The sequence below is a fragment of the uncultured Succiniclasticum sp. genome, from assembly GCF_902793885.1.
GTDB lineage: Bacteria > Bacillota > Negativicutes > Acidaminococcales > Acidaminococcaceae > Succiniclasticum.
Genome location: NZ_CADBFF010000016.1, coordinates 41848 through 64625, shown reverse-complemented (window position 1 = coordinate 64625; position 22778 = coordinate 41848). Strand labels below are relative to the sequence as shown.

Genomic DNA, 22778 nt, shown 5'->3' with positions numbered 1-22778 from the left:
CATCCCGAACACAGCAGTTAAGCTCTCACGCGTCGAAAGTACTGGGCTGGAAGCGGCCTGGGAGGATAGATTGTTGCCGGTCAGAGACGAAGCCCCCGTGCTACACGTGCGGGGGCTTTTACTATGGGTTAATCTACTAAAAATCGCTTTTATTTATAGTACGTTGGTAGTATAATTATAATGTATAGGTGTGTAATTAATTAAGTAAGTTTTAATTGCTTCCTATTCTTTTTCGTGTTTCGTGTTTGTTTCCGAATACTATTTTTGATAGCTAAATTGATAAGCAGGTGATTTTATGCGTATTGTTGTTGTTGGCGCCGGTAAGATGGGTTACAGTATTGCCAAACTTCTGGCAGACGGTTCTTATGATGTTGTGGTTATTGAACAGGAAGATGAACGCCGTCAGGTAGTGAAAGATTCCCTTGATGTATTGACCATTCAGGGAAATGGATGCAGTCCGGAAGTTTTGGATATGCCTGAGGTTCGTAACGCAGATGTGTTTATTGCTGTAACGGACAGCGATGAAGTGAACCTGGTTGCCTGTCGTATGGCTAAAGCATTTGGCGCCAAGCATACTGTCGCTCGGGTACGTAATGAAGACTATACTGACAGCGAACCATTACTGCTGAATAAAACACTGGGTGTGGATTTAAATCTGAATCCGGAACGCATTACGGCAAATGAAATCAGTCATATACTGATGACGCCGGCTGCGCTGGATGTAGATGATTTTGCTGACGGAAAAGTGCGTATGTTCGGCGCGCGGCTGCCGAATGATTTTAAATTTTTAGGTGTTCCATTAAAGAACGTCAGGCTTCCCGGTAATATTCTGATTGCCATGATTTTCCGGAAACACAGGATGATCATTCCTCATGGCGATGACATCCTCGAACCCGGTGACAACGTGTACTTTGTTGGGAGCCAGGAAGTTATTAAAAAGTTTGAAGTAAACTTTGAATCTACGTATGATAAACTGGAACGAGTGCTTCTGATCGGCGCAGGCCGTGCCGGACGTATGCTTGCGCAGATGTTGGAAAAGCAGGGCGTCTTTGTAAAAGTTATTGAAAAAGATAAGGAACGCTGCCGTATTTTGTCAGAGCAGCTCAACAATGGTCTGGTCCTTTGCGGTGACGGGACGGATATCGACCTGCTGACAGAAGAAGGTATCACGGAAGCGGATTGCGTGGTCTGCCTGACCGATGACGATAAACTGAATTTGCTGCTGGCGCTGCTGGCAAAACATCTTGGCGCGAAAAAGACCATTGTACGGGTGGCCAGAAATGAATATGTAGATTTAATGGCCAAGGTCGGTGTGGATATTGCCTTGTCGGCGCGTTTGTTAAGTGCTGCGGAAGTGATGCGGTTTGTCCGCCAGGGCGGCATCGTATCGGTTGCCCTTTTGGAAGGCGCAAAAGCCGAGGCGCTGGAATTGCAGGTTCAACCCGGCTGTAAAGTGGACGGCAAGACGCTGATTCGGGCAAAGCTGCCCCGGGAATGCCTGGTTTGCGGTATTGTCCATGATGGTGAAGCTTCGGTTCCTAATGGGCAAAGCATGCTGAATGCCGGTGACAGGGTCATTGTCTTTGCGCAGACGGAAGTTGTTCAGGATGTTATGGATATGTTTGCGGGGAACAAAACCCTCTGATGCAGGCAATATGAAATGTGTATTTCATTCTTTTTAAATTTTGGGAAAAGCTGTCGCTTGGAAAATCTGATGTAAAAAAGCATAAGTCATAAAAGCGTTAATCATGTTTGCTTTTTACCTGAAGAATGTGGGATTAAAGATGCTATGGAAGAAAAATTAGTATTGCGCATGACGGGACTTGTGTCCCTGGGAATGGTAGCGGCGATGTTGCCGTCCCTGGCCTGTGCGTTGAACCAGGAGCCGGAAATGGTGCTTCCGTTTCTGGGAACGATTCTGATAGGCTTTGGCTTTGGTGCCTATGCGTTACGGACTACCGTTTCACAGCGGAAGATGCGCCTATCCATCCGGGGCGGCGCTGTGTTTTTAGGCTTGTCCTGGCTTTACACCAGTCTTTTGGGTGCTGTTCCGTATATCGCTTCGGGCGATTTTTCCGTACCAAAGGCATTGTTTGAAAGCGCCTCTGCGTTGACGACGACCGGTGTGAGTTCCGTACTGGAAGGAGCTCCGTATCCGTCCAGTCTTTTGTTATGGCATGACGTCAGCCAGTGGCTGGGCGGTATCGGCGCTATCGTCATTTTTGCTGTCATTATGCCCCAATTGGGCTCCAGCGCGGCCAACTTGTTTTCCGCAGAAGTGCAGGGGAATTCTGCGGAACGTACCATGCCCCATATCCGTGCGGCGGTACGCGTCCTGTTTTTTCTGTATCTGGGGCTGACGTTGCTGATGACAGTGGTTCTTCTGATTTTGAAACAACCGCTGGAGATGGCAGTAAAGCTGGCAGCCACCTCCATTTCGACCAGCGGGTATCTCCATTACCGTACCTACCTGACGGAGTGCAACGATCCTCTTCTGGAACTGGTTCTGGTTTTATTTATGATTATCGGAAGCTGTAATTTTATTTTGTATTACCGAATCCTGCAAAAACGTGTGGATGTATTTTGGAAAGATACGGAACGGCGTTGGTATTTTGGTATCATTGCCGGACTGACCCTGCTGGTGACCTATAATCTATGGAGAAGTCATTTCTATGATTTTTTCCAGTCTTTCCGCTATGCGTTTTTCCAGGTAGTATCCATTATGAGTACAGCCGGACTGGCCACCCAGGATTTCAGCCACTGGCCGGCTTTCAGCCGTCTTCTGCTGTTTTATGCGGCGATTATCGGCGGTTGCTCTGCTTCCACGTCCGGCGGGGTAAAGGTATCCCGCGTGGTCGTGTTGTTGAAAGTCTGCTGGCAAGAAATTAAACGTACCCTGCATCCCCGGATGGTCAGTGTAATCACGATGAGCGGACGGCCGGTACCGGCGCAGGCGATCATCGGCGTGGGCCGTTATTTTTTCCTTTACTTCATCGTATTTATTGCGCTTTCCATGCTGTACTCCCTGACCGGAAGCGACATGCTGGAATCGATGGCGACTGTTGTCGTATTTTTGAGCAATGTAGGTTCTGCCTATGGAATCATGGGGGAAGGAACTACCTTTGAAGCACTGAGCAGCTTTGGTTATCTGATTTTGTATGTAACGATGATTATGGGCCGTATTGAATTATTTGCTTTTGTAATGTTCCTGCACCCTGATTTCTGGGCGAAGAAACGCGGCTGGTAAGAGGTGTCGGCTTGGATATACGCATCGTATTTTACTTAATGGCCCGCATGGTTTTCTGTCTGGGTGCTGTTTACTTTATTCCCTGGGGAATGTCCCTGTACCTGGAAGACGGATGCGCTGAAGTTTTTTTTACCTGCTTTTTGATTTGCAACTTTGTCGGATATCTGCTGAACCATTATGCCCGGTTTAACAAATATTCTCAGACGATAACCAACCGGGAAGGGGTTGCTACAGCAACGTTTTCCTGGGTGCTGTGTGCGGCGCTGGCGGGAATGCCTTACTGGATGACCGGTGAACTGGATTTGTTCGCTTCCTTTTTCGAAGGGATGTCTGCTGTGACTACGAATGGGGTTACCGTCATTGAAAGTCTGCAGGCGCTGCCCCGCAGCGTTTTATTCTGGCGTGGTATTACACACTGGCTGGGTGGTCTGGGTATCATCGTAATTTTTATCTCGTTGCTGCCACGTATGGCCAGCGGTGCCTTTCATCTTTTTGTAGCGGAAGCGACGGGATTTAATGAAGACAGGTTGCTGCCGCGGCTGCGTACCACTGCGCAGATACTCTTTATGATTTATTCGTCGCTGACGTTAGCGGAAGCGTTTTTACTTTTTGTTTGCGGCATGGATTTGTTTGACGCGGTCAACCATGCTATGGCGACGGTAGCGACAGCAGGCTTTTCTACCTATGATAACGGTCTTATGCATTATAATAATCCGCTGATTGAGCTGGTTGTTTTTTTCTTTATGGTTCTGGCGGGAGCCAATTTTGCCCTGTATTATAAAGTCCGTTACAGGGGATGGCACGTGCTGTGGGAAGACGAAGAGTTCCGTATTTTTATTTATTTTATTCTGGCAACCTCATGTCTTATCACCTTGTCTGTGTATGCAGGGACGGATGATACATTTTTAGAAGCTGCGCGTCACAGTTTTTTTATGGTAGCGTCTTTTTCTTCTACCACCGGTTTTGCTTCTACCAACTACGAACAGTGGCCGGCAGTAGCCAAGCTGACGCTCATGCTTTTGTATTTTACCGGAGGATGCGCGGGTTCTACGGCGGGCGGCATCAAAATTGCCCGGTTTGTGGTTCTGGTACGCATGACCATAGTTGAACTGAAGCGGGTGCTGCATCCCAAGATGCTGTTTGCGGTAAAGTTTGAGGGCAAGCCGCTGACCATTGCGGTACTGGCTTCTATCAGCCGGTTTTTCTTCCTGTATGTAATCAGCGTGGTGGTGCTTTCCATTCTGTTTGCAGCCACCGGCGTTTCCCTGACGGAAGCCATTTTCGGCGTGATGGCCTGTATCAGCAGCTGTGGTGCGGCCTTTGGCGGTATCGGGCTGGAAGGGGAGTTCGTCCATGTTTCTGACGCCGGCAAAATGGTGCTGGCATTGGCCATGTTGATCGGGCGTCTGGAAATTTATACCGTGTTGGTTATGTTGCGCAAAGAATTCTGGCACATGAACAGCCGCTGGTGATAAAAACGCATTTATTTTCTGTTTACCTTGCTTTATGGAGGTATTACATTGAACGGCAAAGTCATTTTGTATTTAATGGGAAAAATCTTATATTTTCTTGGAGTGGTCTTTGCGGTTCCCATGTTTCTTGGCTTAGGTTATCAGGACGTCGGGGCTAAAATTTTTGCTGTCTGTATGATAGCATCTTTTCTCATTGGTTTTCTTTTCCAAAAACTGGGAACGAAAATAACCGAACAATATAACCTTACAAACCGGGAAGGGATTCTGACTGTTGTTTCCACATGGCTTATAGCGGTTTGTTTTTCTTCCGTACCATTTCTGGCGGCCGGCATGCTGGGTCCGGTGGATGCATTCTTTGAAGCTATGTCCGGATTGACCACCACCGGCGCTACCGTGCTTCCGGATATTGAAATCTGGCCCCGCAGCCTTTTGTTCTGGCGGGTCTGGATGCATTGGATCGGCGGACTGGGAATTATCGTCATCTTCATTGCACTGCTGCCCAGGATCAGCGGGGGAGCGGCTCATCTTTTTAATGCCGAAAGCAGCGGCTTTGAGGGGGAAAGGCTTTTGCCCCGCCTGCAGAAGACGGCGCAGGCCCTGTTCCAGATTTATATCTTTATCACAGGATGCACGGCGATTTTGCTTCTGTTCTGCGGCCTGGACCTGTATGACGCAGTGGTTCACGCCATTTCAGCGGTAGGGACCGGGGGATTTTCCAGCTATAATGACAGTATCGTTCATTTTAAAAGCCTGAGCGTGGAATTGGTGCTGGGTTGCGCTATGTTCTTTGCCGGAGGAAACTTTTCCCTGTATTTTAAAGTGAAACGTAACGGACCCGGAGTGCTGTTAAAGGATGACGAGTTCCGTTGTTACTTATTTATGTACCTGACACTGGTTACTCTTGTGACAGTATCTCTGGCGGCGTATGGCTTTTCCCCATTCCGCGGGTTGCGCGAAGCCTTTTTCCAGGTGGCATCTTTTGTATCAACAACCGGTTACGTTTCCGCGGATTTTGATCAGTGGCCGACGTTTCCGAAGCTTTGCCTGATGCTGCTTTACTTTACCGGCGCCTGTGCGGGATCCACATCCGGCGGAATTAAAATATCCCGGATTATCGTTCTGGCCCGGGGCGTGAAGGAAGGCGTGGTTAAGGCGCTGCATCCCCAGGAGTCCAGACCGATTCTGTTTAACGGCCATAAAATTGAAAACAGCGTGTTTGCGCTGGTACTGTCCTTTTTCTTTACTTATATTGGTATTTTTGTCCTTGTTTCCATTGCGGTTGTATCTACGGGTGTCGACATTCAAACCGCAGTGACCGCTGTCCTTGCCTGTCTCAGCAGCATAGGCCCCGGGTTCGGGCCTGTTGTCGGAGCTACAGGAAATTTTGCGCCTCTGCCTTCGGCTGCAAAATTAATGCTGGCGTTTACGATGCTGCTGGGGCGTCTGGAAATGTACACCCTGCTGATTCTGTTCCACCGGAAATTCTGGAACGGACGCAGCCGTTGGTAAATTGCCTGACATAATTAAACAAATTTTGACGTGTGATAAGATAATCGTTCGGGAGGAGTACGGTGTATGAAGACCTATGAATTTGCTTATGGAAAAGGAACGCAGAAGGTAGATTTGCCGGAAGAGCATATCATTTACGACCTGCACGGGAAAGAAGTGGCGGTGGAAAAAGATATTGCCGCCGCTGCATTAAAGGCAATCCGCAACCCCATTGACAGCAAGCCGCTGGCGGAGATTGTGAAACCGGGAGAGAAGATAGCTATTGTCGTAAGCGACGAAACCCGGCTGTGCTACACAGACCAGTTTCTGCCGGTGATTGTGCAGGAACTGAACGACAAGGGCATTCCTGACAGCGATATTGATATTGTCATCGCTACCGGAACCCACCGGGCCCAGACCCCGGAAGAGGATATTCTGGTGTTGGGGGAAGCCACGGTGAAACGGTTCCGTGTGCACCAGCATGACTGCCGGGACAAATCAAACCTGGTATACAAGGGTACGACTTCCAGAGGGAATAAAGTCTACATCAATAAAATCGTGGCCAATGCGGATAAAATCATTGCCACCGGCGCCGTGACCCTGCATCCCATGGCCGGATTTGGCGGCGGGCGCAAAGCTATCGTACCCGGCGTGGCGGGTTTGGAGACCATCAACCGCAACCATGTGCTGGCTTTGGCGGAAAAACCGGGAGACGGCTGCAACCCTGACGTGACCACGGCAAAACTGGAAGGAAACCCCTTCCACGAAGACCTGATGGAATGTGTGGAGTTTGTGAATCCGGACTTTTTATTGAACGTGGTTCTTACCAGTGAAGGCGGTCTGTACGAAGTAGTGGCCGGCAACTGGAAGACCGCTTTTTATCAGGGTTGCAAGGATCTGCTGGAAATCAGCGGCATACCTGTTAAAGAACAGGCGGACGTGGTCATTGCCAGCGGCGGCGGGTATCCCAAGGATATCAACCTGTATCAGGGTACTAAGAGTCACATGAATGTGGACGTGGCAGTCAAACCCGGCGGCATTGCCATCATCATGCTGGAATGCCCGGACATTAAGGAACCGGCCGTGTTTACGGACTGGCTGATTAAGAGCGACCTGCAGAAGACGGAACAGGAAGTCCGGGACAATTTTTATATGGCTGCCTTTGTTGCCTATAAGAGCCGCTGCATCATTGAAGCCCATACCGTGTATCTGGTGACCCGAAAGGAAAACTTTGATTTTGTCCGCCGGACCGGACAGATCCCGGTGGAAACCGTGGCGGAAGCCTGGAAGCTGGCGCAGAAAAAACTGACGGAGGAAGGCAGGACGGACTATACCATTACCCTGATGGGACATGCGCCGGTTACACTGCCGGTGTTGACTGAATAATTATAGCAGTACACGAAGTCGTAAGGGGAGAAATGGGAACGGCTTTACCTTATTGCGGTTTTCTGTAATCATAAAAAAATGTATGACTTTGTAATCGTTTGAACTTCAGGGAAGGGGTTATTCGTATGGAATATAAAATTCCTTATGGAAAAGGAGAACAGGTTGTTAGCTTGTCGGAAGAACATGTTTCTCAGGTGTTACTTCCGCCGGTGACTGATAAACCTCAGACGGTGGCGAAACTGATGGAAGAAGCGCTTGCCCATCCCATTGGAACTCCGACATTGGACCAGATGGTGAAACCGGGCGAAAAAGTTGTGTTGCTCGTCAGTGATATTACCCGCGCCTGGGCTCGTTTTGATTTGTTTTTACCCATACTTGTTGCCAGGTTAAATCAGATTGGCGTACCGGATGCTGATATCAGTATCATCATCGCAACCGGAAAGCACCGGCTGAATTCAGCGGCGGAGAAAGAAGAGATTATAGGGAGCGAACTGTTCCACCGTATTAAGGTGTACGACCATAATCCGGCGACGGAAGCCTGCGTGTATTTGGGAACCACAAAGCGGGGGACTCCCGTGTGGATCAATAAACAGGTTGCTGCTGCCGATAAGGTCATCCTTACCGGCGGACTTTCTCCCCATATTTATGCCGGCTTCGGCGGCGGACGGAAAAGCGTGCTGCCCGGTATCGCCGGCGCGGAGTCCATCAATCACAACCATAATTTGGCCCTGACGGATGAAATCGGCGGCGGGGTAAACCCGGATACTTCTATCATGCGTCATTTCGGCAACCGGCTCAGCGAAGACATGTGTGATGTTGCTTCCTTTTTAAACCCCTGCTTCATGGTCAACGCCATCATGGACGCAGAGGGAAACTTCTTTAAAATTATGGCTGGTCACTGGTATGAGGCCTGGCTGCAGGGAACAAAAGAAGTTATGAAACTGCAGGGCGTGCCCCTGAAAGAAAAGAGCGACGTAGTCATCGTCTCGGGAGGCGGGTATCCCAGGGATATCAGTTTATATCAGGGAATGAAATGCTATGCGCCGGGGGCGGCCGCGTTAAAGGAAGGCGGCATCCTGATTGCCGTATTGCGTTGTCAGGATATGACGGAGCCGCCCGCCTTTTTCGAAAGCTTCCGCTATACAGACCTGAAGCGGATGGAACTGGATGTGCGGGCGGACTTTACGGTTCCGTTCTATGTCGCGTTTTATATGTGCTGTCTGGCAAGGCATTTTACGATTATCCTGGTAACGGAGCCGGAGAATTTTGCCAATGCCAGAAAGACGGGAGCAACTCCGGCAGCCACATTACAGGACGCATGGAAATTAGCGGAAGCCAAACTGAAAGAGCAGGGCAAAACGGACTACACCATCAACATCATGCCCTATGGAGGCGACACGCTTCCGGTTTTGGCAGAAAAAGAATGAAAAAAGTAAAACGCTGGTTCATGTACCTGCAGATACGTGTGCAGATACATGTGACCAGCGTTTTGTATTACCAGTTTATGCTGTAACAATTCGGGAAAAAGAGTAGCAAAGATAAACCTTAAAGATAAAAAACAAATTGGATATAAACAAGGCAATTAAGGCAGACAATTAAGGCAGACAATTCCTGAATCTCTGTCTTGTGTATTCAGGCACACCGCTATGCGTGACTGGCTTTCCATTCGGAAACGGTGAATACCAAAAGGGCCAGCCAGATAAAACCGAACGTGAAAAGCTGTGTTGTGCCAAAGGGTTCGTTGAAAAAGAAAATTCCCAATAGCAAGGTCATGGAAGGACTGATGTACTGAAAAAAGCCCAGCACATTTAACGGCAGAAGGTTTGCACCATAGGAAAACAGGATCAATGGAACTGCGGTGGCTACACCGCATCCGGCCAGCAGCAGGCTGAGCGTGGGAGTTTCCGGACCAAAGTGGGCGGCTCCGGCTGCCGTGAGGTTTGCCACATAATAGAATGCAAAAGGAAAAAGCAGCAGGGTTTCCAGTGTAATACTGGTAAAGGGATCCAGCTTCAGCTTCTTCTTCAAGGCGCCGTAACTGCCAAAGGTCAGAGCCAGCGCTACCGAAACCCAGGGCAACTTGCCAATCTGCCAGGTCATGAGGAAAATGCCGACAGCTGCCAGTGCGATACTAAGTTTTTTCGGCGCAGAAAGGGTCTCACCGAAAATCGCTACGCCGAAAAGGACGTTTACCAACGGGTTGATGTAATAGCCGATACTGGTATCGATGACATGATTATGATTGACGGCCCAGATATAGGTAAGCCAGTTCAGACTGATGATAATAGCGGCGGCCACCAGCATGGCGCCGCGTTTTTTATTTTGCCACAGTTCAAGGCAATCCTTTTTCAAGGTTTGCCAGCGCTTTGTAGCAACTATGACGATCAGCATAAACACGACCGACCAGAGGATGCGGTGGCACAGAATTTCATTAGCCTCTGCATCAGCCATTAAATGCCAGTACAGGGGAAGGATGCCCCAAAGGACATAACAGCCTAAGGCAGCCATATATCCTAGATTTTTGTTTTCCTGCATGATGTTCTCCGTTCTGCCGGCAGATTCTATTCAGGGCCGGCTATATAAAACGTAAAGAAAGCAAGGCGTTTTCATACGCATTTTATAAATTGTACTGTTCTTGATTGCAGTTGGAGGAACTTGCATGGGTTTCTAATTACAGAGAAAAAATTAGTAATCTGATGATACTATTATTTTAGTTTATTTTAAACTAAATTTTAAAATATTAGGCGAGTAGTTGTCAACATAAATCAAATCGGATGATTTTACGTTGTCTGTTGATATCGAACTACTTATTTTTATCTGGGAAGATTGCTGGCATGGTCACCCCTTAATTTGGTATAATAATCTTATAAAAGAAAAAATGAAAAAGGATGAACAAAAATGTTCCGGGTATTGCGGTACGATACGCAAGAATCCAACAGGTAAGGGAGAAACAAGTTGAACTGGGGAAATGACAGGGGACCGACAAATAAATTAAAAACCGCACTGATGATATCTATGTTTATCACGCTGGTGTCCGTAGCAGTGTTGCTACTAGTCGGATATCTTCTTTCATACATGCGGGCGAGTTAAAACGATGCGTGGCGGGATATTTGAAAGATATACGGTTGAGAGGAGTGAGGAACAAAATGCTTATCAAACTGGATGTAATCACTAAGCAACATACCGAAATGCAGGATATCACCCGACTGATACAGAAAGCTGTATCTGACAGCGGTGTGAAGGACGGGATCTGTACGGTGTTTGTCCCTCATACGACCGCGGCGGTCACCATCAATGAAAATGCGGATCCCGATGTGGTTAAGGATTTTACAAAGGAAATTAACAAAATCGTACCCTGGGAAGATGGTTACCTTCACATGGAAGGGAACTCGGCGGCTCATCTGAAATCCAGCATGATTGGATTCTCCGAGCAGATCATCATAGACAACGGACGGCTTGTACTGGGAACCTGGCAGGGAATCTATTTCTGTGAATATGACGGCCCGAGGCATCGGAAGGTTTATATAAAAATACTGCAATGAAAGGACAGGAGTGTACGAACATGGAATTTAAAGATGTAGTACTTCCCCGGCGGCAAGCGGTGCCGGACCGTTGCCTAATCATATGACCCGGAAAAGTTTGGAACAGACCTGTTAGCTTCATGTAAACGTCTTACACTGATAAATCGTGGCGTAAAAAGGAGATCTGCACATGGCCGAAAAAATGGATTACGTTTATTTAGTCAAAATTTATGATTCAACCGGAAGGCTGTTACCTGTAGTCACCGCATTTGCTACAAGGCATGGGGCAGAAGCCTATGTCCATGATTTTTTGCCTACAGGGAAATATCAGGAGGGCGCTGCCGCTTGTAAAGCTGAAATCGTGAAAACGGAAGTAAGAGAATAACCCGGGATTTCAGTAAAGAAAAAGCATGGAATAATGTATAAGAGTTTTTTCCGACAAAAATATAGCCCCTACATGATTTTTCAAAAATGTAGGGGATCTTTTTTTGTTTCTTAACATTCGATTACATTTCGGATTATTATAATACGATACTCCGAAAACGAAGCAGACTACTATATTGATTTTTTTGTAATGCTTATTGTCAAGCATTACTGGTTTATTATATAATATTAGAATCAAATGCAGGCATGTGTTGCCGCGATTCATACATGATTTAGTGATGGTTTAGGAGATGAATATGTTGTCAGAACAGGGAAAACGGTTAGTAAGCATGGCCGTCACAGCAACATTGTGTGCCGGTTTGTTGCAAGCATCCGCGGTTATGGCTGCACCGGCAGGACCACCGGGAGGACCCGGAGGCCCGGGAGCGGGAGGACCGCCATTTATTCCACCTGGCCCACATGTACATCCACTTGGGGATGTAGTATCGAAAGGAGCTCCTACAGCAGGCAGCATCCGTTCCAGTATGGCGCGGAAGGCCGTAAGGGTAAAGGGACCGCAGATTTTATTATTTGAAATCCATGCCCTGGGGCGTCTGGAAGACATCGTCATTCATAATAAAACAAGCATCCATGAAGGAGCAATCCTGCGGCAACTGGCCTTTCTGAAAAAAGGAAAACCCATTTCGGCAAAAGATGTGCAGCGGGCGGCCGGTCTTGTCACCGACCTGTCCGGTGTGATTGCCGATGTGGTATCCGAAAAGGGCAGCGCGCCGGGAATGGCAGTGCTTCACGTGACTGTATACCCGGATAACAGCCCTCAGGGTGATTTCTCGATAGATAACTACGGCAACCGCTATCTGGGTTACGGGGAAGAGATGTTAAATTACGATTTCCGTAATTTGACCCACGAAGGGGACAGTCTATTTACTCATCTTGAGACCACAGGGCACAAATACACTAACGGTACCATTATGTATCGCCGTCCTGTGGGGAAGAACGGTTTGTCCATGCACATAGGATACAGTCATCTGCGGTATTCTCAGGGATCGGAATTTAAGTGGTTAAGACCTCATGGAGCTGCAAAAACCTATACCATCGGTCTGGAATACCCCATTCACCGTTCCCAGACCCATGACCTGAAAGTGGGACTGGATTATGAGTATCTGGATTTAAAAGATGAATTTAGAAATCCAAATATTTGGCATCCTCTTGCCGGTGGTCTTTACACAACCTGGAATGACAAGCACGTCAACTCCGCCACCCTTTCCCTGTCGGAAAAGAATCTGGACAAGCACGGTATGACCACCTGGACACTGGCCTATACATACGGCAATGTAAGTTTTGACAGCCCGCTTACCCATACATTCTTTGACGGTACAAACTGCGAAGGGGCCTTTTCCAAAGTAACGGCTGTGTTTTTACGTCACCAGAAAATGAATAAACGTCTGGCCCTGCAACTTTTTGCCAGAGGACAGCTGGCCAGCCGCAACATGGATACATCGGGACGTATGGGTATCACCGGTATTACCGGGGTAAAAGCCTATCCCATCAGCGAAGTGGCAGGGGATAACGCCTACTTTACCCGGGCGGAATTGCAATGGGACCTGCCGTTGCAGGCAAAAGAACAGAAGCTGCAGCTGCTGACCTACCTGGAACACGGCGGCATGAAGATTTTTAAAGACCCTGTGAATGAGGGGAAGAACAACCGTCATCTGCAGGATATCGGCTTAGGTCTGCTGTGGTCGAAAAAAGATGCCTGGTGGGTGCGGGCCGATTACGCATGGAAGTTAGGCTCGGAAAAACCGGAATCCGATCCCAATCACAGCAACGGGCATTTCTGGATCCAGGGCGGCGTCTTTTTCTGATATACTTCACGAAAGAGCTTTTGAAGTCAGCAATGTTAGCGGGAGTTTGTTTTTTCCTGTTTGTACAGGGAAGGCTCCGTATCATTTTCCAGTAAATTCATCATAAGGAGTGTTAGTTTTGACAGAATTAAATCAGGAAGTTCAGAAACCGGAAAAGAAAAAAAGTATCCTCAGCGGCATCCAGCCTACCGGTACTTTTACTTTAGGAAACTATATCGGTGCAGTGCGTAACTGGCAGCAACTGCAGGAAGACTATCAGTGCGCTTACTTTATTGCAGACCTGCACTCGCTGACCGTGCGTCAGGAAGCGGCCAAGTTGCGCAGGCAAAGCCTGGAAGCGTTTGCGCTGCTGCTGGCCTGTGGCATCGACCCGCAAAAGAGCCTGCTGTTCATTCAAAGCCACGTGCACAACCATGCGGAACTGGGCTGGATTTTAGCCTGCAACTCTCTGTTCGGGGAATTGTCACGCATGACCCAGTTCAAAGACAAGTCCGCCAAACACGCAGACAACATCAATGCAGGCCTGTTCACTTATCCCTCCCTGATGGCAGCGGATATTCTGCTGTATCAGGCAGACTATGTGCCGGTGGGGGCCGACCAGACCCAGCATCTGGAGTTTACCCGCAACGTGGCGCAGCGCTTCAACAACCTGTATGGAAATACTTTCAAGATTCCGGAAGCCTATCTGCCGCCGGAGGGGGCCAAGATTATGTCCCTGCAGGAGCCCACGAAGAAAATGTCCAAGTCGGACACCAATCCGAAAGCTTTTATTTCCATTCTGGACGACCACGACACCATCATCCGCAAATTCCGCAGCGCCGTTACGGACAGCGAAGCCAAGGTTATGTTCAAAGAAGGCAAGGACGGCATCAACAACCTGATGACCATTTACTCTGTGGTGACAGGCAAAACGTATGAACAGATTGAAGACGAATTCACCGGCAAAGGCTACGGCGATTTCAAACTGGCGGTAGGGGAAGCGGTCTCCGAAGAACTGCGTCCGGTACGGGAAAACTTTGCCCGCCTCATGAACGACAAAGCTTATCTGGAAGAAACATATAAAGCCGGTGCGGAAACGGCTCAGCGCATTTCCAACCGTACCTTGACGAAGGTTAAGAAAAAAGTAGGGCTCCTGGCAAATCCGTTCCAATAACCGTAACGGTAAAAACCGGGTCGATAGATACAATTGAAGATTATAAAAAGCGAATATAAAAAAGAACAGCCTGAACCGGCTGTTCTTTTTTCATATAACCTGATTATTTTTGTTCTGCTTTCTGCCGTTTTTTCTGCAGGAACAGTACCAACGCGAGCACCGCAATACCGATGATATCGGTTTCAAAACCGGGTTTCATCAGCAGCAGTGCGCCCGCAGCCGCAATCACCCGGAGCCAGGCAGGCATGAAGGTGAAGATGTAGCCTTCTACCGCAGTACCGATCAGGAACACGCCTACGCAGGCCGTGCCCGCTGTCAGCAGGCCTTCCACCAGGGTGGTGTTAATCAGCATCAGCTGAGGCGAGTACACGAACATGAAAGGTACGATAAAGCCGGCAATGGCCAGTTTCACCGAAGCCACACCCGTCATCATGGGGTTGCCTCCCGAAAGACCGGCCGCTGCGAAAGATGCCAGCGCAACCGGCGGGGTCAGGTTGGCGAACATGGCATAATAGAAGGAAAACATGTGGGCCGCACCGGCGGGGATGTTCAGCTTCGCCAGAGCCGGCGCCGCGATGGTCGCCGTAATGATATAAGCCGGAATCGAGGGAAGGCCCATGCCCAGGATCATACAGGTGATCATGGTGAATACCAGCGTAAAGAGGATGCTGGTTTTGCCAAGGGAAATGATTGTGTTGGCCATGGTCAGGCCGAACCCGGTCTTGGAACATACGCCGATAATGATGCCGACACAGGCGCAGGCAACGGCTACCGATACAGTCTGCTTGGCTCCGTCTGCCAGCGCGTCCAGCAGATCCTTGAAGGACATCCGGGTCTCTTTCCGGATGAAGGAAATCAGAATCGTCACCACAATGGTCAGCACGGCGGAGAAAATGACCGTAGTGCCGGAGAAGAACAGCATATACAGTAAGAAGAAAACGGGGATCAGCAGATGGCTGCGCTTGGACATTACTTCGCCGGTCTTAGGCAGTTTATCCTTGGGAAGACCGGTGAGGCCGTCCTTACAGGCCCGCAGGTGTACCTGGATGATGATACTTAAATAGTACAGCAGCGCAGGGATGGCCGCCCAGGTGATGATGTTGGAGTAGGGGACGCTGATCATTTCCGCCATAATGAAAGCTGCAGCGCCCATGATGGGGGGCAGCAGCTGTCCGCCTACAGAAGCGGAAGCTTCCACTGCGCCGGCGAACTCTTTGGAGTAGCCGGTTTTTTTCATCAGGGGAATCGTGAAGGCACCGGTGGTTACTACGTTGGCTACGGCGGAACCGTTGATAGAGCCTAAGAACCCGGAGGCGATAACCGCAACTTTTGCAGGGCCGCCTTTGGTGTGTCCGGCCAGGGCCAGGGCGATATCGTTAAAGAACTGCCCCATGCCGCACTTGTGCATAACCGTGCCGAACAGAATGAACAGGAAGATGTAGCTGGCGGCTACGCTTACGGACGTACCGTAGATACCTTCCGTGTTGGCAAAGAAATGGTTGGACAGGGAAGGCCAGTCGTACCCCCGGTGCATGAACATGCCGGGGAACTCGCGGCCGAAGAGCCCGTATACGATAAAGACCAGAGACAAAATCGTCAGCGCATTGCCTGTGACCCGGCGGGAACATTCCAGTACCAGCACCACCAGCAACGTGGCCATGATCAGGTCGGTCTGGTTGGGGTTGCCGGCCCGTTCCACCACGCCCAGATAATCATGCCAGATGTAGAAGGGGATGGTAAAACAGAGCAGGGCCAGGATCCAGTCGATAATGGAAGGTTTGGAATGGTCGGAGCTCTTGAAACAGGGATACATCAAAAAGCCCATAGCAGTGATCATTGCCACATGCAGGGAACGGTGTACCAGGGTGACCGGCGGTCCAAAGGACGCGGTGTACAGATGATATCCGGAAACCAGAAGACAAAGGATGTAGAAAAATTTTGCCATCTTACCCGTAAACTTCCGGGTGGCGGATTCCTTGTCCAGTTTTTTTACAATCTCCTGTGACTTGGCTTCCAGTTCCTGCTGGGTCTTCTTGTCTAAAAACTCATGTTCAGTTGCAGAATTTTCGTTTCCAGTATTATTGATGTTTTTCTCTTCCATCAAAATACCTCCTTTTCACGATTGCCAGATTGACACGTGTATGCTCGGGAAGGGTTGCCCCCCGGGCGATGAGCTGACCGTTCAGCTTGATGTCGCGGGTGGCAAAGTGTGAATTGATCCAGGTAAACTCGTGAAATACCTGGTTGATATTACCCATATAGATCATGCCGTCCTTGATCCAGACCTTGGTTCCCTTGTTCTCGGGAATGCCTGCCCCGAAAGCGGGGAAAGCAATGGTGTCCAAAATCAGATCGTGGCTGGCATCGATATGGTAATATTCGTGCCAGGGGATTTTCTCCCATGAATGAATCCAGCCAAAGAAAAGCTTGTCGCCCTCTTTGGCTGGTACTTCAACATAAATCTCTTTGGTCTGATAATCATAAATCCGGAGCACCGTTTGCGCCGAATATTCATTGAACACAAACAAAGAAGCGAGAACAAGAAAAAATACGGCAAACAGCTTCAGGTATTTTTTCTTCATTATAATTCTCTCTGTGCATTACAGGTCGGAAATAGCAGCTATGCTTGTGGCGACCTCAGCATTGCCATGTAAGAATGCTTATTTCAGGATGCCTTTGTCTTTGTAGAATTTTTCCGCGCCCGGATGGAGCTGTACGGAAGTGCCTTTCAGGCCGCGCAGCGCGGTATCCAGTTTAATCTCCCGTTTTGCGGTTGCATGGGAAGCGCCGATGGTAGCCAGGCCCTTTTCAGAGTAGAAACCGTCCAGCAGGTCATATACAACAGCGTCCGGCAGCTTCTTGGAAACCAGCATGATGTTCATAACAGCAGCGGTGGTGGTGTCGGCATCCGTGCCGTAGGTAGCTTTCGGAATCTTCCATTCTACATAGAACGGATATTTTTTGGTCAGGTTCTTCAGCGCTTCGCCTTCTACCGGAACGAATACGATCTTTTTGGTGGTGCCCAGTTCTTTAATGGTGGCATTGCCCAGACCGGAGGTTACGAAGGCAACGTCGCACTGGCCGTTCTTCATCTGGTCGATGGCTTCGCCGTAGGACAGGTAGTCAACCTTGGCGTCTTTGTAGGTCATGCCGTTAGCTTCGAAGATCATGCGGGCGTTCAGTTCTACACCGGAGTTGGGAGCGCCTACACCGACTCTCTTGCCTTTAATGTCTTTGAAGGATTTGATGCCGGAGTCAGTGGTGGTTACGATCTGCACCACGTTCGGCCACAGGCCCATCATAGCGCGCAGGTCGGTGGCTTTCGGTTTGCCTTCATAAGCGCCGAAGCCTTCTACAGCCTGGATTACGGAGTCGGACATGGCAATGGCCAGTTCGCCTTTGCCCGTCAGGATGGCGTTGATGTTTTCACCGGTAGCGCCGGTAGCCGTAGCGCTGGTCTTGTAGCCCATTTCACCCACAACCTTGGAGAACGCGCCGCCGATCGGGAAGTAAATACCGCTGGTAGGACCGGTCAGCACCGTGATAAACTCTTTGCTGCGGTCTACTTTAGCCGTTGCGGTAGCAGCCGGTTTCGCGCCGTCTTTCGGGGCGTCTTTCTTTTTGTCTCCGCCGCCGCAGGCTGCCACACTCAGGGCCAAAGCTGCGATCATAGCCGCGCTTACAACTTTTTTCATCATAATTTTCTTCCCCCTTTTCACATAACTGTGATTTTTGTTTGATTCAGGAAAAACAGCTTACGTCGCCGGCGCCCGGCCGGACGCGTTGCATCCGCATTTCCTTACAATGCTTTTTCCAGCATATTACCTTACATATTATATCATACTTGCAGCGTATTGTGTTAAACCGAAAATGATTTTTTTATGTATTTTTTTAATTGTAAGGTTTCGTGTTATAATATAAACGATTTCATTGTGTTTCTGGAGGCAAGGTGATGAAAACTAACCGGAAGAAAAGTTCGGCCCGTTCGGTCCGATTGCTCTCTGTATGTATGCTGTCGCTGTTCCTGTTTGGTAGTTTCGGCTGCGCCCAGGACAAGCCCATCGTATTTGATTACGCGTCCCAGCCGGAAGAGTTTGTGGTGAAACTGAAAGCAAACCAGAAGTACACCATTGTACGAGGCAAGGACCGGTTTCCCTTTTCCCTTACGTTAAAAAACGATCTGGTTTTTGACAACGGTACCTCTCACTTAATCTGGAATAAAATAGACAGGGAAGCCCGTATGCTGCGGGCCAAAGAGAGGGTCCCGTATCTGATCCATTCCAACGGAAAAGATTATCTGTATATTTACGGGGACCGGGTAGGCGACCTGAATTTCATCGAGCTTTCCGACACCAACAGTGTGAGGGGAGCCGATAATGCCATGCTGCATTTTTACGAGGAGCCGAAAGATCCGAGTAACCTGCCGGTCCGGATCGGCATCAACGTGCTGGGCCCTGCGGCGGCAGAGCTTCGCTACCATGTAGGTAAGCTTGGCAAGCCAACGCCTAATGAAGATCCGGAGGGGTACCGTTACTGTACCGCAGCGTACCGGAAAGAAAAGCTGGTGACCACGAAAGACGCGCGGGTCCTGATTTTTGCCAACGCAGACGCAGCGGAAGGGAAAGAAGAAACACTTCCCGCCGGCAGCGTGTTTACACGGCTGCGCACCAGCAAGTGGCTGTATACGGACCTGCTGCTGGAAGACGGCCGGGTGTTCCGGGTAAAGGAACGGTATCTGTTCAGCGAGCCCCATTCCATCATGGATGTGACTGATTTTGCGGACAAACCGTTTGAATACAAGAAAGCAGATGGGAAAAAAGGGTAGGACCGTCCCGTGGCTGCATCCGGCCGCAAGGTTCGCATCGGTGCGCCGGGACCGGCTGCTTTCCAATTCATAATCTTATCATTGCGTTTACTCTTAGCATAGTTTGGAGGCCTTTTCGTTGTCCTTAGATATTACATTTCTTCATTTAGTTATTATGCTTCTGACCATTGCGGTCGTGATTTTTGGCGGTATCTATGTTGCCCGGGCGGTAAAAAGCGCGGAAGGCTACAGCCTGGGCGGGCGCAGCGCCAGTTTTCCACTGGTAGCAGGCAGCATCGCCGGTACCGTCATCGGGGGCGGGGCCACCGTAGGCACGGCCCAGATGGCTTCCACCGTAGGCCTTTCCGCCTGGTGGTTCACCCTGTCCAGCGGCATTACCTTTATTGTCATGGGCTTTTTATATGCCCGTCCCCTGCGCAAAACAGGGCTGGAGACCATTTCCCAATATTTGGTGTTGAATTACGGGAAGACCGCCGGTTCCATCGCCAGCTGGGTCACCACCATCGGGATATTCTTCAGCGTAGTGTCCAGCTGCCTGCCGGGTATCGGCATCATCTGCGCCGTGTTTGACGTTTCCGTCTGGACGGCGGCATTGATTTTAATGCTGCTGGTAGCCAGTTACGTGTTTTTCGGCGGTATGAAGAGCGCCGGGGTAGGCGGCATCCTGAAGATGCTCATCCTGTTTGCCAGCCTGTTCGTGGCAGGCGGCACGGCGTTCTGGGCCATCCATACGGACCCGGCCATCAGTGCGGCGCTGACGGACTTCCCCTGGTTCAGTCTGTTGGGGAACGGTACCGGTAATGCAGCGGCGAATCTGTTGTCCGTGTTTGTGGGGATCATCTGTACCCAGACCTACATCCAGGCGTTGTTTTCCGCCACAGACCCCCAGACAGCAGCTTACGGCGCCTTTGCCGCCGCTTTGGTAGCCATCCCGGTAGGCCTGCCCTGCGCCATGATCGGCATGTATATGCATGTGGCGGAACCGGGCGTGCAGCCGCTGCTCGTGTTGCCGACCTATCTGCTGCACCATCAGCCGGCCCTCATCGGCGGCATGGCCATGGGCGGCATCATCATTTCCCTCATCAGCTCCATCGGGGGCCAGTCCCTGGGCATCGGTACCATCATATCCAAAGACATAGTGGCGCCCCTGTTCCAGATTAAAAACGACAGCACCCTGCTGAAGCTGAATCGTTGCAGCTGCGTCCTGATCATGATCATCGGCTGCGTCTTTTCCATCATTTTCCGGGATACGCAGATTTTATTCTGGAACTATCTATCCATGGGACTCCGGGGCGGCGGCATCTTTCTGCCTCTCACCCTGGCCGTGTTCCGGCCCGGATGCGTCAGCGGCCGATGGGTGGCGCTTTCCATGGTATGCAGCACGGTGGTGGCGATTCTCGCCACCTTCCTGAAGACGCCGGTGAAACCCATGTTCCTGGCGGTCGCAGTGAGCTTTCTGCTGTTGCTGCCGGGACTGCTGGGAAAGAATAAAGGAAAGGAGCTGTAAGCATGCGATTGGCAATCTTTCTTCGTACGATTTTTGCGCTGCTTCTGTTTTTGTCTGTGGAATGTGAAACGATGCATACCGCATACGGCAAAGTGGTTGAAAAGCAAACGGCCCATTCCCGGGAGAACGTCGCGGCGGCTGCGGAACCGGCCAAACCGGCTGCGCCGAAACTGATTCGTCACTCTGTCAAAATTTCCGCCGTGGGCGACTGCACCATCGGCTGGGATGACCGGTTCCCCCGGGGAAACCGTTTCGACACCTATCTGGAAAACAACGGCGGCGATTACGGCTATTATCTGGCCAAGGTACGGGAGGTGTTCCGGGAAGACGACCTTACCATCGCCAACCTGGAATCCGCCTTAACCACCCATCCGGTAAAAATGGAGAAGACCTTTAATTTTTCGGCTCCGGAATCCTATAAGAACGTACTGACGCAGGGCTGTGTGGAAGCGGTCAGCCTGGGCAACAACCACACCTACGACTTCGGCGAAACAGGGTATCAGGATACCCTGGCGGCCCTGGACAGCGCCGGCATCCTGCACTTCGGCCACGGCGCCTATCGGGTGCAGGAAGTCCGCGGGGTCAAAATCGGTTTCTTTTCCCTGCTGGATTACGGCTGCCAGTATTATCACGAAATTGACAACGCGCTGGCCTACCTGAAGAGCCAGAACTGCGACCTAATCATTGCCTCCATGCACTGGGGCACAGAATATGAATACGCGCAGAACTACGCACAGATCAACATGGCCCATTATCTGGTGGACCAGGGCGTGGACCTGGTGCTGGGCAGCCATCCCCACGTGCTGCAGGGGATTGAAAAATATAAAGGAAAATATATCCTGTACTCCATGGGCAACTTCTGCTTCGGCGGCAACACCGACCCGGAGGACAAGGACAGCATGATCTTCCAGCAGACCTTTACCTTTGTGAACCACGAACTGCAGCCGGACGACAACATTTCCATCATCCCGGTTTCCGTTTCCGGCGTAAGCTACTGCAACAACTACCAGCCGGTGGTGCTGGAAGGCGCGGAAAAGGAACGGGTGCTGCAGAAGATTTTACGGAACAGCAGCGGATTTGAGTACAGGGAGTAGGGTTTACAAACACTACCCGTATCAACATATCATATAGTTTTGGTGGGTTTAAACTGGATAATAGTTTACATCTTTTTCACAAAAAAATGTAAAAACGACTTACCTTCTTAAAACCACATTATTTTTATCTTAGTTTATGAACTTTTCTTCACAATTTAACGTAAAAACCACTTTCTTTTTCTGAAGCAAGCTACTAAAATTTTGCTTGTGTCAAGTGAAAGGAGGTGGTTTTCCTATTGATCCTAAAACGCGTTAATGATAACGATTAAAATGTGCAAAACAGGTTGAAACATTAACGTGAAATGCGTATGTATTGGTAAATGAAGTAATACGCCTTACGGCGATAATGGAGTAACGAACAACTTTTACAAGAATCGAGGCTTTTCTGATGGAGTTATATGAAAGTATCAGGTCAAGACGTATCGCGTTAAAAATGACACAGCAAGAACTGGCGCAAAAACTGGGCTATAAATCCACATCTACCATTGCAAAAATTGAGTCAGGCGTAAATGATATCCCACAGGCTAAGCTTTCCGCTTTTGCGGATGCGTTAAATACGACGCCGGCTGAATTGATGGGATTAAATAGCGTAGCACCGGCCCAGAACTTGCAGGAAAATACAGTAACTTGCACTATTTCTAAGGGAAAGCCGCAACTGGAAGTAATGATCAGGAAGCTGGACAGTCTCAGCGTAAAGGATCTGAATCGTGTGATTTCCGTAATCAAGCCTTTAATTGAGATTTTTGTCTCAGATGGTGATATCCGTATGTAGTAAGACGGTACGGTTAAAAAGTTTATGGATAATGTCATACCGTTGTATGGATCACCCGCTGTGA

At 49.6% G+C, this 22778-nt stretch carries 18 protein-coding genes; 14 read left to right on the top strand and 4 right to left on the bottom strand.

Annotated features, from left to right (window positions below; genetic code table 11):
- The first annotated feature begins 295 nt into the window (after positions 1–295).
- From trkA to larA (QZV31_RS08895), 6 genes are all read left to right on the top strand, one after another.
- A complete protein-coding gene (gene trkA / locus QZV31_RS08920; protein WP_093729462.1) occupies positions 296–1645 on the top strand; it encodes a Trk system potassium transporter TrkA in 1350 nt (449 codons plus the stop codon).
- A 144-nt stretch (positions 1646–1789) separates the two neighbouring features.
- Positions 1790–3247: a TrkH family potassium uptake protein gene (locus QZV31_RS08915; RefSeq protein ID WP_295359735.1), complete on the top strand. Its 1458-nt coding sequence runs from the start codon at positions 1790–1792 to the stop codon at positions 3245–3247.
- An 11-nt stretch (positions 3248–3258) separates the two neighbouring features.
- Complete coding sequence (locus QZV31_RS08910; protein WP_295359733.1) at positions 3259–4719, top strand: TrkH family potassium uptake protein; 1461 nt, start codon at positions 3259–3261, stop codon at positions 4717–4719.
- Positions 4720–4767: 48 nt separating this feature from the next.
- Positions 4768–6228: a TrkH family potassium uptake protein gene (locus QZV31_RS08905; RefSeq protein ID WP_295359731.1), complete on the top strand. Its 1461-nt coding sequence runs from the start codon at positions 4768–4770 to the stop codon at positions 6226–6228.
- Positions 6229–6294: 66 nt separating this feature from the next.
- Positions 6295–7593: a nickel-dependent lactate racemase gene (larA, locus tag QZV31_RS08900; protein ID WP_295359729.1), complete on the top strand. Its 1299-nt coding sequence runs from the start codon at positions 6295–6297 to the stop codon at positions 7591–7593.
- Between the two features lie 125 nt (positions 7594–7718).
- A complete protein-coding gene (larA, locus tag QZV31_RS08895) occupies positions 7719–9020 on the top strand; it encodes a nickel-dependent lactate racemase (protein WP_295359727.1) in 1302 nt (433 codons plus the stop codon).
- A gap of 217 nt (positions 9021–9237) precedes the next feature.
- On the opposite strand, the gene rarD is transcribed toward larA (QZV31_RS08895), so the two are convergent.
- Positions 9238–10128 (bottom strand): EamA family transporter RarD, encoded by an 891-nt coding sequence (gene rarD / locus QZV31_RS08890; protein ID WP_295359725.1) that lies wholly within the window; start codon positions 10126–10128, stop codon positions 9238–9240.
- Between the two features lie 611 nt (positions 10129–10739).
- Between rarD and QZV31_RS08885 the strand changes: the two genes are divergently transcribed.
- The 4 genes from QZV31_RS08885 to trpS all read left to right on the top strand — a co-directional run bounded on the left by QZV31_RS08885 (position 10740) and on the right by trpS (position 14516).
- Complete coding sequence (locus tag QZV31_RS08885; protein WP_295359723.1) at positions 10740–11135, top strand: secondary thiamine-phosphate synthase enzyme YjbQ; 396 nt, start codon at positions 10740–10742, stop codon at positions 11133–11135.
- Between the two features lie 169 nt (positions 11136–11304).
- Complete coding sequence (locus QZV31_RS08880) at positions 11305–11499, top strand: hypothetical protein (RefSeq protein WP_093729470.1); 195 nt, start codon at positions 11305–11307, stop codon at positions 11497–11499.
- 295 nt (positions 11500–11794) lie between these two features.
- Positions 11795–13363, top strand: coding sequence for a ShlB/FhaC/HecB family hemolysin secretion/activation protein (locus tag QZV31_RS08875; RefSeq protein ID WP_295359721.1), 1569 nt, complete (start codon positions 11795–11797; stop codon positions 13361–13363).
- Positions 13364–13481: 118 nt separating this feature from the next.
- A complete protein-coding gene (trpS, locus tag QZV31_RS08870; protein ID WP_295359719.1) occupies positions 13482–14516 on the top strand; it encodes a tryptophan--tRNA ligase in 1035 nt (344 codons plus the stop codon).
- A 103-nt stretch (positions 14517–14619) separates the two neighbouring features.
- Here the strand turns inward: trpS and QZV31_RS08865 are convergent, their stop codons facing one another.
- The 3 genes from QZV31_RS08865 to QZV31_RS08855 all read right to left on the bottom strand — a co-directional run bounded on the left by QZV31_RS08865 (position 14620) and on the right by QZV31_RS08855 (position 18211).
- Complete coding sequence (locus QZV31_RS08865) at positions 14620–16617, bottom strand: TRAP transporter permease (RefSeq protein ID WP_295359718.1); 1998 nt, start codon at positions 16615–16617, stop codon at positions 14620–14622.
- Positions 16595–17098, bottom strand: a complete 504-nt coding sequence (locus QZV31_RS08860; RefSeq protein ID WP_093729474.1) for a DUF1850 domain-containing protein — start codon at positions 17096–17098, stop codon at positions 16595–16597. The genes QZV31_RS08865 and QZV31_RS08860 overlap by 23 nt, the downstream gene beginning before the upstream one ends.
- Positions 17099–17176: 78 nt before the next feature.
- Positions 17177–18211 carry a TAXI family TRAP transporter solute-binding subunit gene (locus QZV31_RS08855; RefSeq protein WP_176760393.1) on the bottom strand — a complete coding sequence of 345 codons (1035 nt, stop codon included), beginning with the start codon at positions 18209–18211 and terminating at the stop codon, positions 17177–17179.
- Between the two features lie 257 nt (positions 18212–18468).
- Here QZV31_RS08855 and QZV31_RS08850 point away from each other — a divergent pair, with 257 nt between their 5' ends.
- The 4 genes from QZV31_RS08850 (at position 18469) to QZV31_RS08835 (ending at position 22714) form a co-directional block, all read left to right on the top strand.
- Positions 18469–19341 carry a hypothetical protein gene (locus QZV31_RS08850; protein ID WP_295359715.1) on the top strand — a complete coding sequence of 291 codons (873 nt, stop codon included), beginning with the start codon at positions 18469–18471 and terminating at the stop codon, positions 19339–19341.
- Positions 19342–19459: 118 nt separating this feature from the next.
- Positions 19460–20848, top strand: a complete 1389-nt coding sequence (locus tag QZV31_RS08845; RefSeq protein WP_295359713.1) for a sodium:solute symporter family protein — start codon at positions 19460–19462, stop codon at positions 20846–20848.
- Between the two features lie 2 nt (positions 20849–20850).
- On the top strand, positions 20851–21942 hold the full coding sequence (locus QZV31_RS08840; protein ID WP_295359711.1) for a CapA family protein: 1092 nt from the start codon (positions 20851–20853) through the stop codon (positions 21940–21942).
- 388 nt (positions 21943–22330) lie between these two features.
- Entirely contained in the window at positions 22331–22714 is a 384-nt protein-coding gene (locus QZV31_RS08835; RefSeq protein ID WP_093729477.1) for a helix-turn-helix transcriptional regulator, read from the top strand.
- Positions 22715–22778: the final 64 nt, after the last annotated feature.

Bases quoted from the DNA above. Each gene is read 5' to 3' on its own strand.
- QZV31_RS08840 (WP_295359711.1), top strand. From the start codon at position 20,851: ATGCGATTGGCAATCTTTCTTCGTACGATTTTTGCGCTGCTTCTGTTT.
- QZV31_RS08835 (WP_093729477.1), top strand. From the start codon at position 22,331: ATGGAGTTATATGAAAGTATCAGGTCAAGACGTATCGCGTTAAAAATG.
- QZV31_RS08860 (WP_093729474.1), bottom strand. From the start codon at position 17,098: ATGAAGAAAAAATACCTGAAGCTGTTTGCCGTATTTTTTCTTGTTCTC.
- trkA (WP_093729462.1), top strand. From the start codon at position 296: ATGCGTATTGTTGTTGTTGGCGCCGGTAAGATGGGTTACAGTATTGCC.
- QZV31_RS08885 (WP_295359723.1), top strand. From the start codon at position 10,740: ATGCTTATCAAACTGGATGTAATCACTAAGCAACATACCGAAATGCAG.
- QZV31_RS08855 (WP_176760393.1), bottom strand. From the start codon at position 18,211: ATGAAAAAAGTTGTAAGCGCGGCTATGATCGCAGCTTTGGCCCTGAGT.
- larA (WP_295359729.1), top strand. From the start codon at position 6,295: ATGAAGACCTATGAATTTGCTTATGGAAAAGGAACGCAGAAGGTAGAT.
- QZV31_RS08850 (WP_295359715.1), top strand. From the start codon at position 18,469: ATGAAAACTAACCGGAAGAAAAGTTCGGCCCGTTCGGTCCGATTGCTC.
- QZV31_RS08865 (WP_295359718.1), bottom strand. From the start codon at position 16,617: ATGGAAGAGAAAAACATCAATAATACTGGAAACGAAAATTCTGCAACT.
- larA (WP_295359727.1), top strand. From the start codon at position 7,719: ATGGAATATAAAATTCCTTATGGAAAAGGAGAACAGGTTGTTAGCTTG.
- QZV31_RS08880 (WP_093729470.1), top strand. From the start codon at position 11,305: ATGGCCGAAAAAATGGATTACGTTTATTTAGTCAAAATTTATGATTCA.
- rarD (WP_295359725.1), bottom strand. From the start codon at position 10,128: ATGCAGGAAAACAAAAATCTAGGATATATGGCTGCCTTAGGCTGTTAT.
- QZV31_RS08915 (WP_295359735.1), top strand. From the start codon at position 1,790: ATGGAAGAAAAATTAGTATTGCGCATGACGGGACTTGTGTCCCTGGGA.
- QZV31_RS08875 (WP_295359721.1), top strand. From the start codon at position 11,795: ATGTTGTCAGAACAGGGAAAACGGTTAGTAAGCATGGCCGTCACAGCA.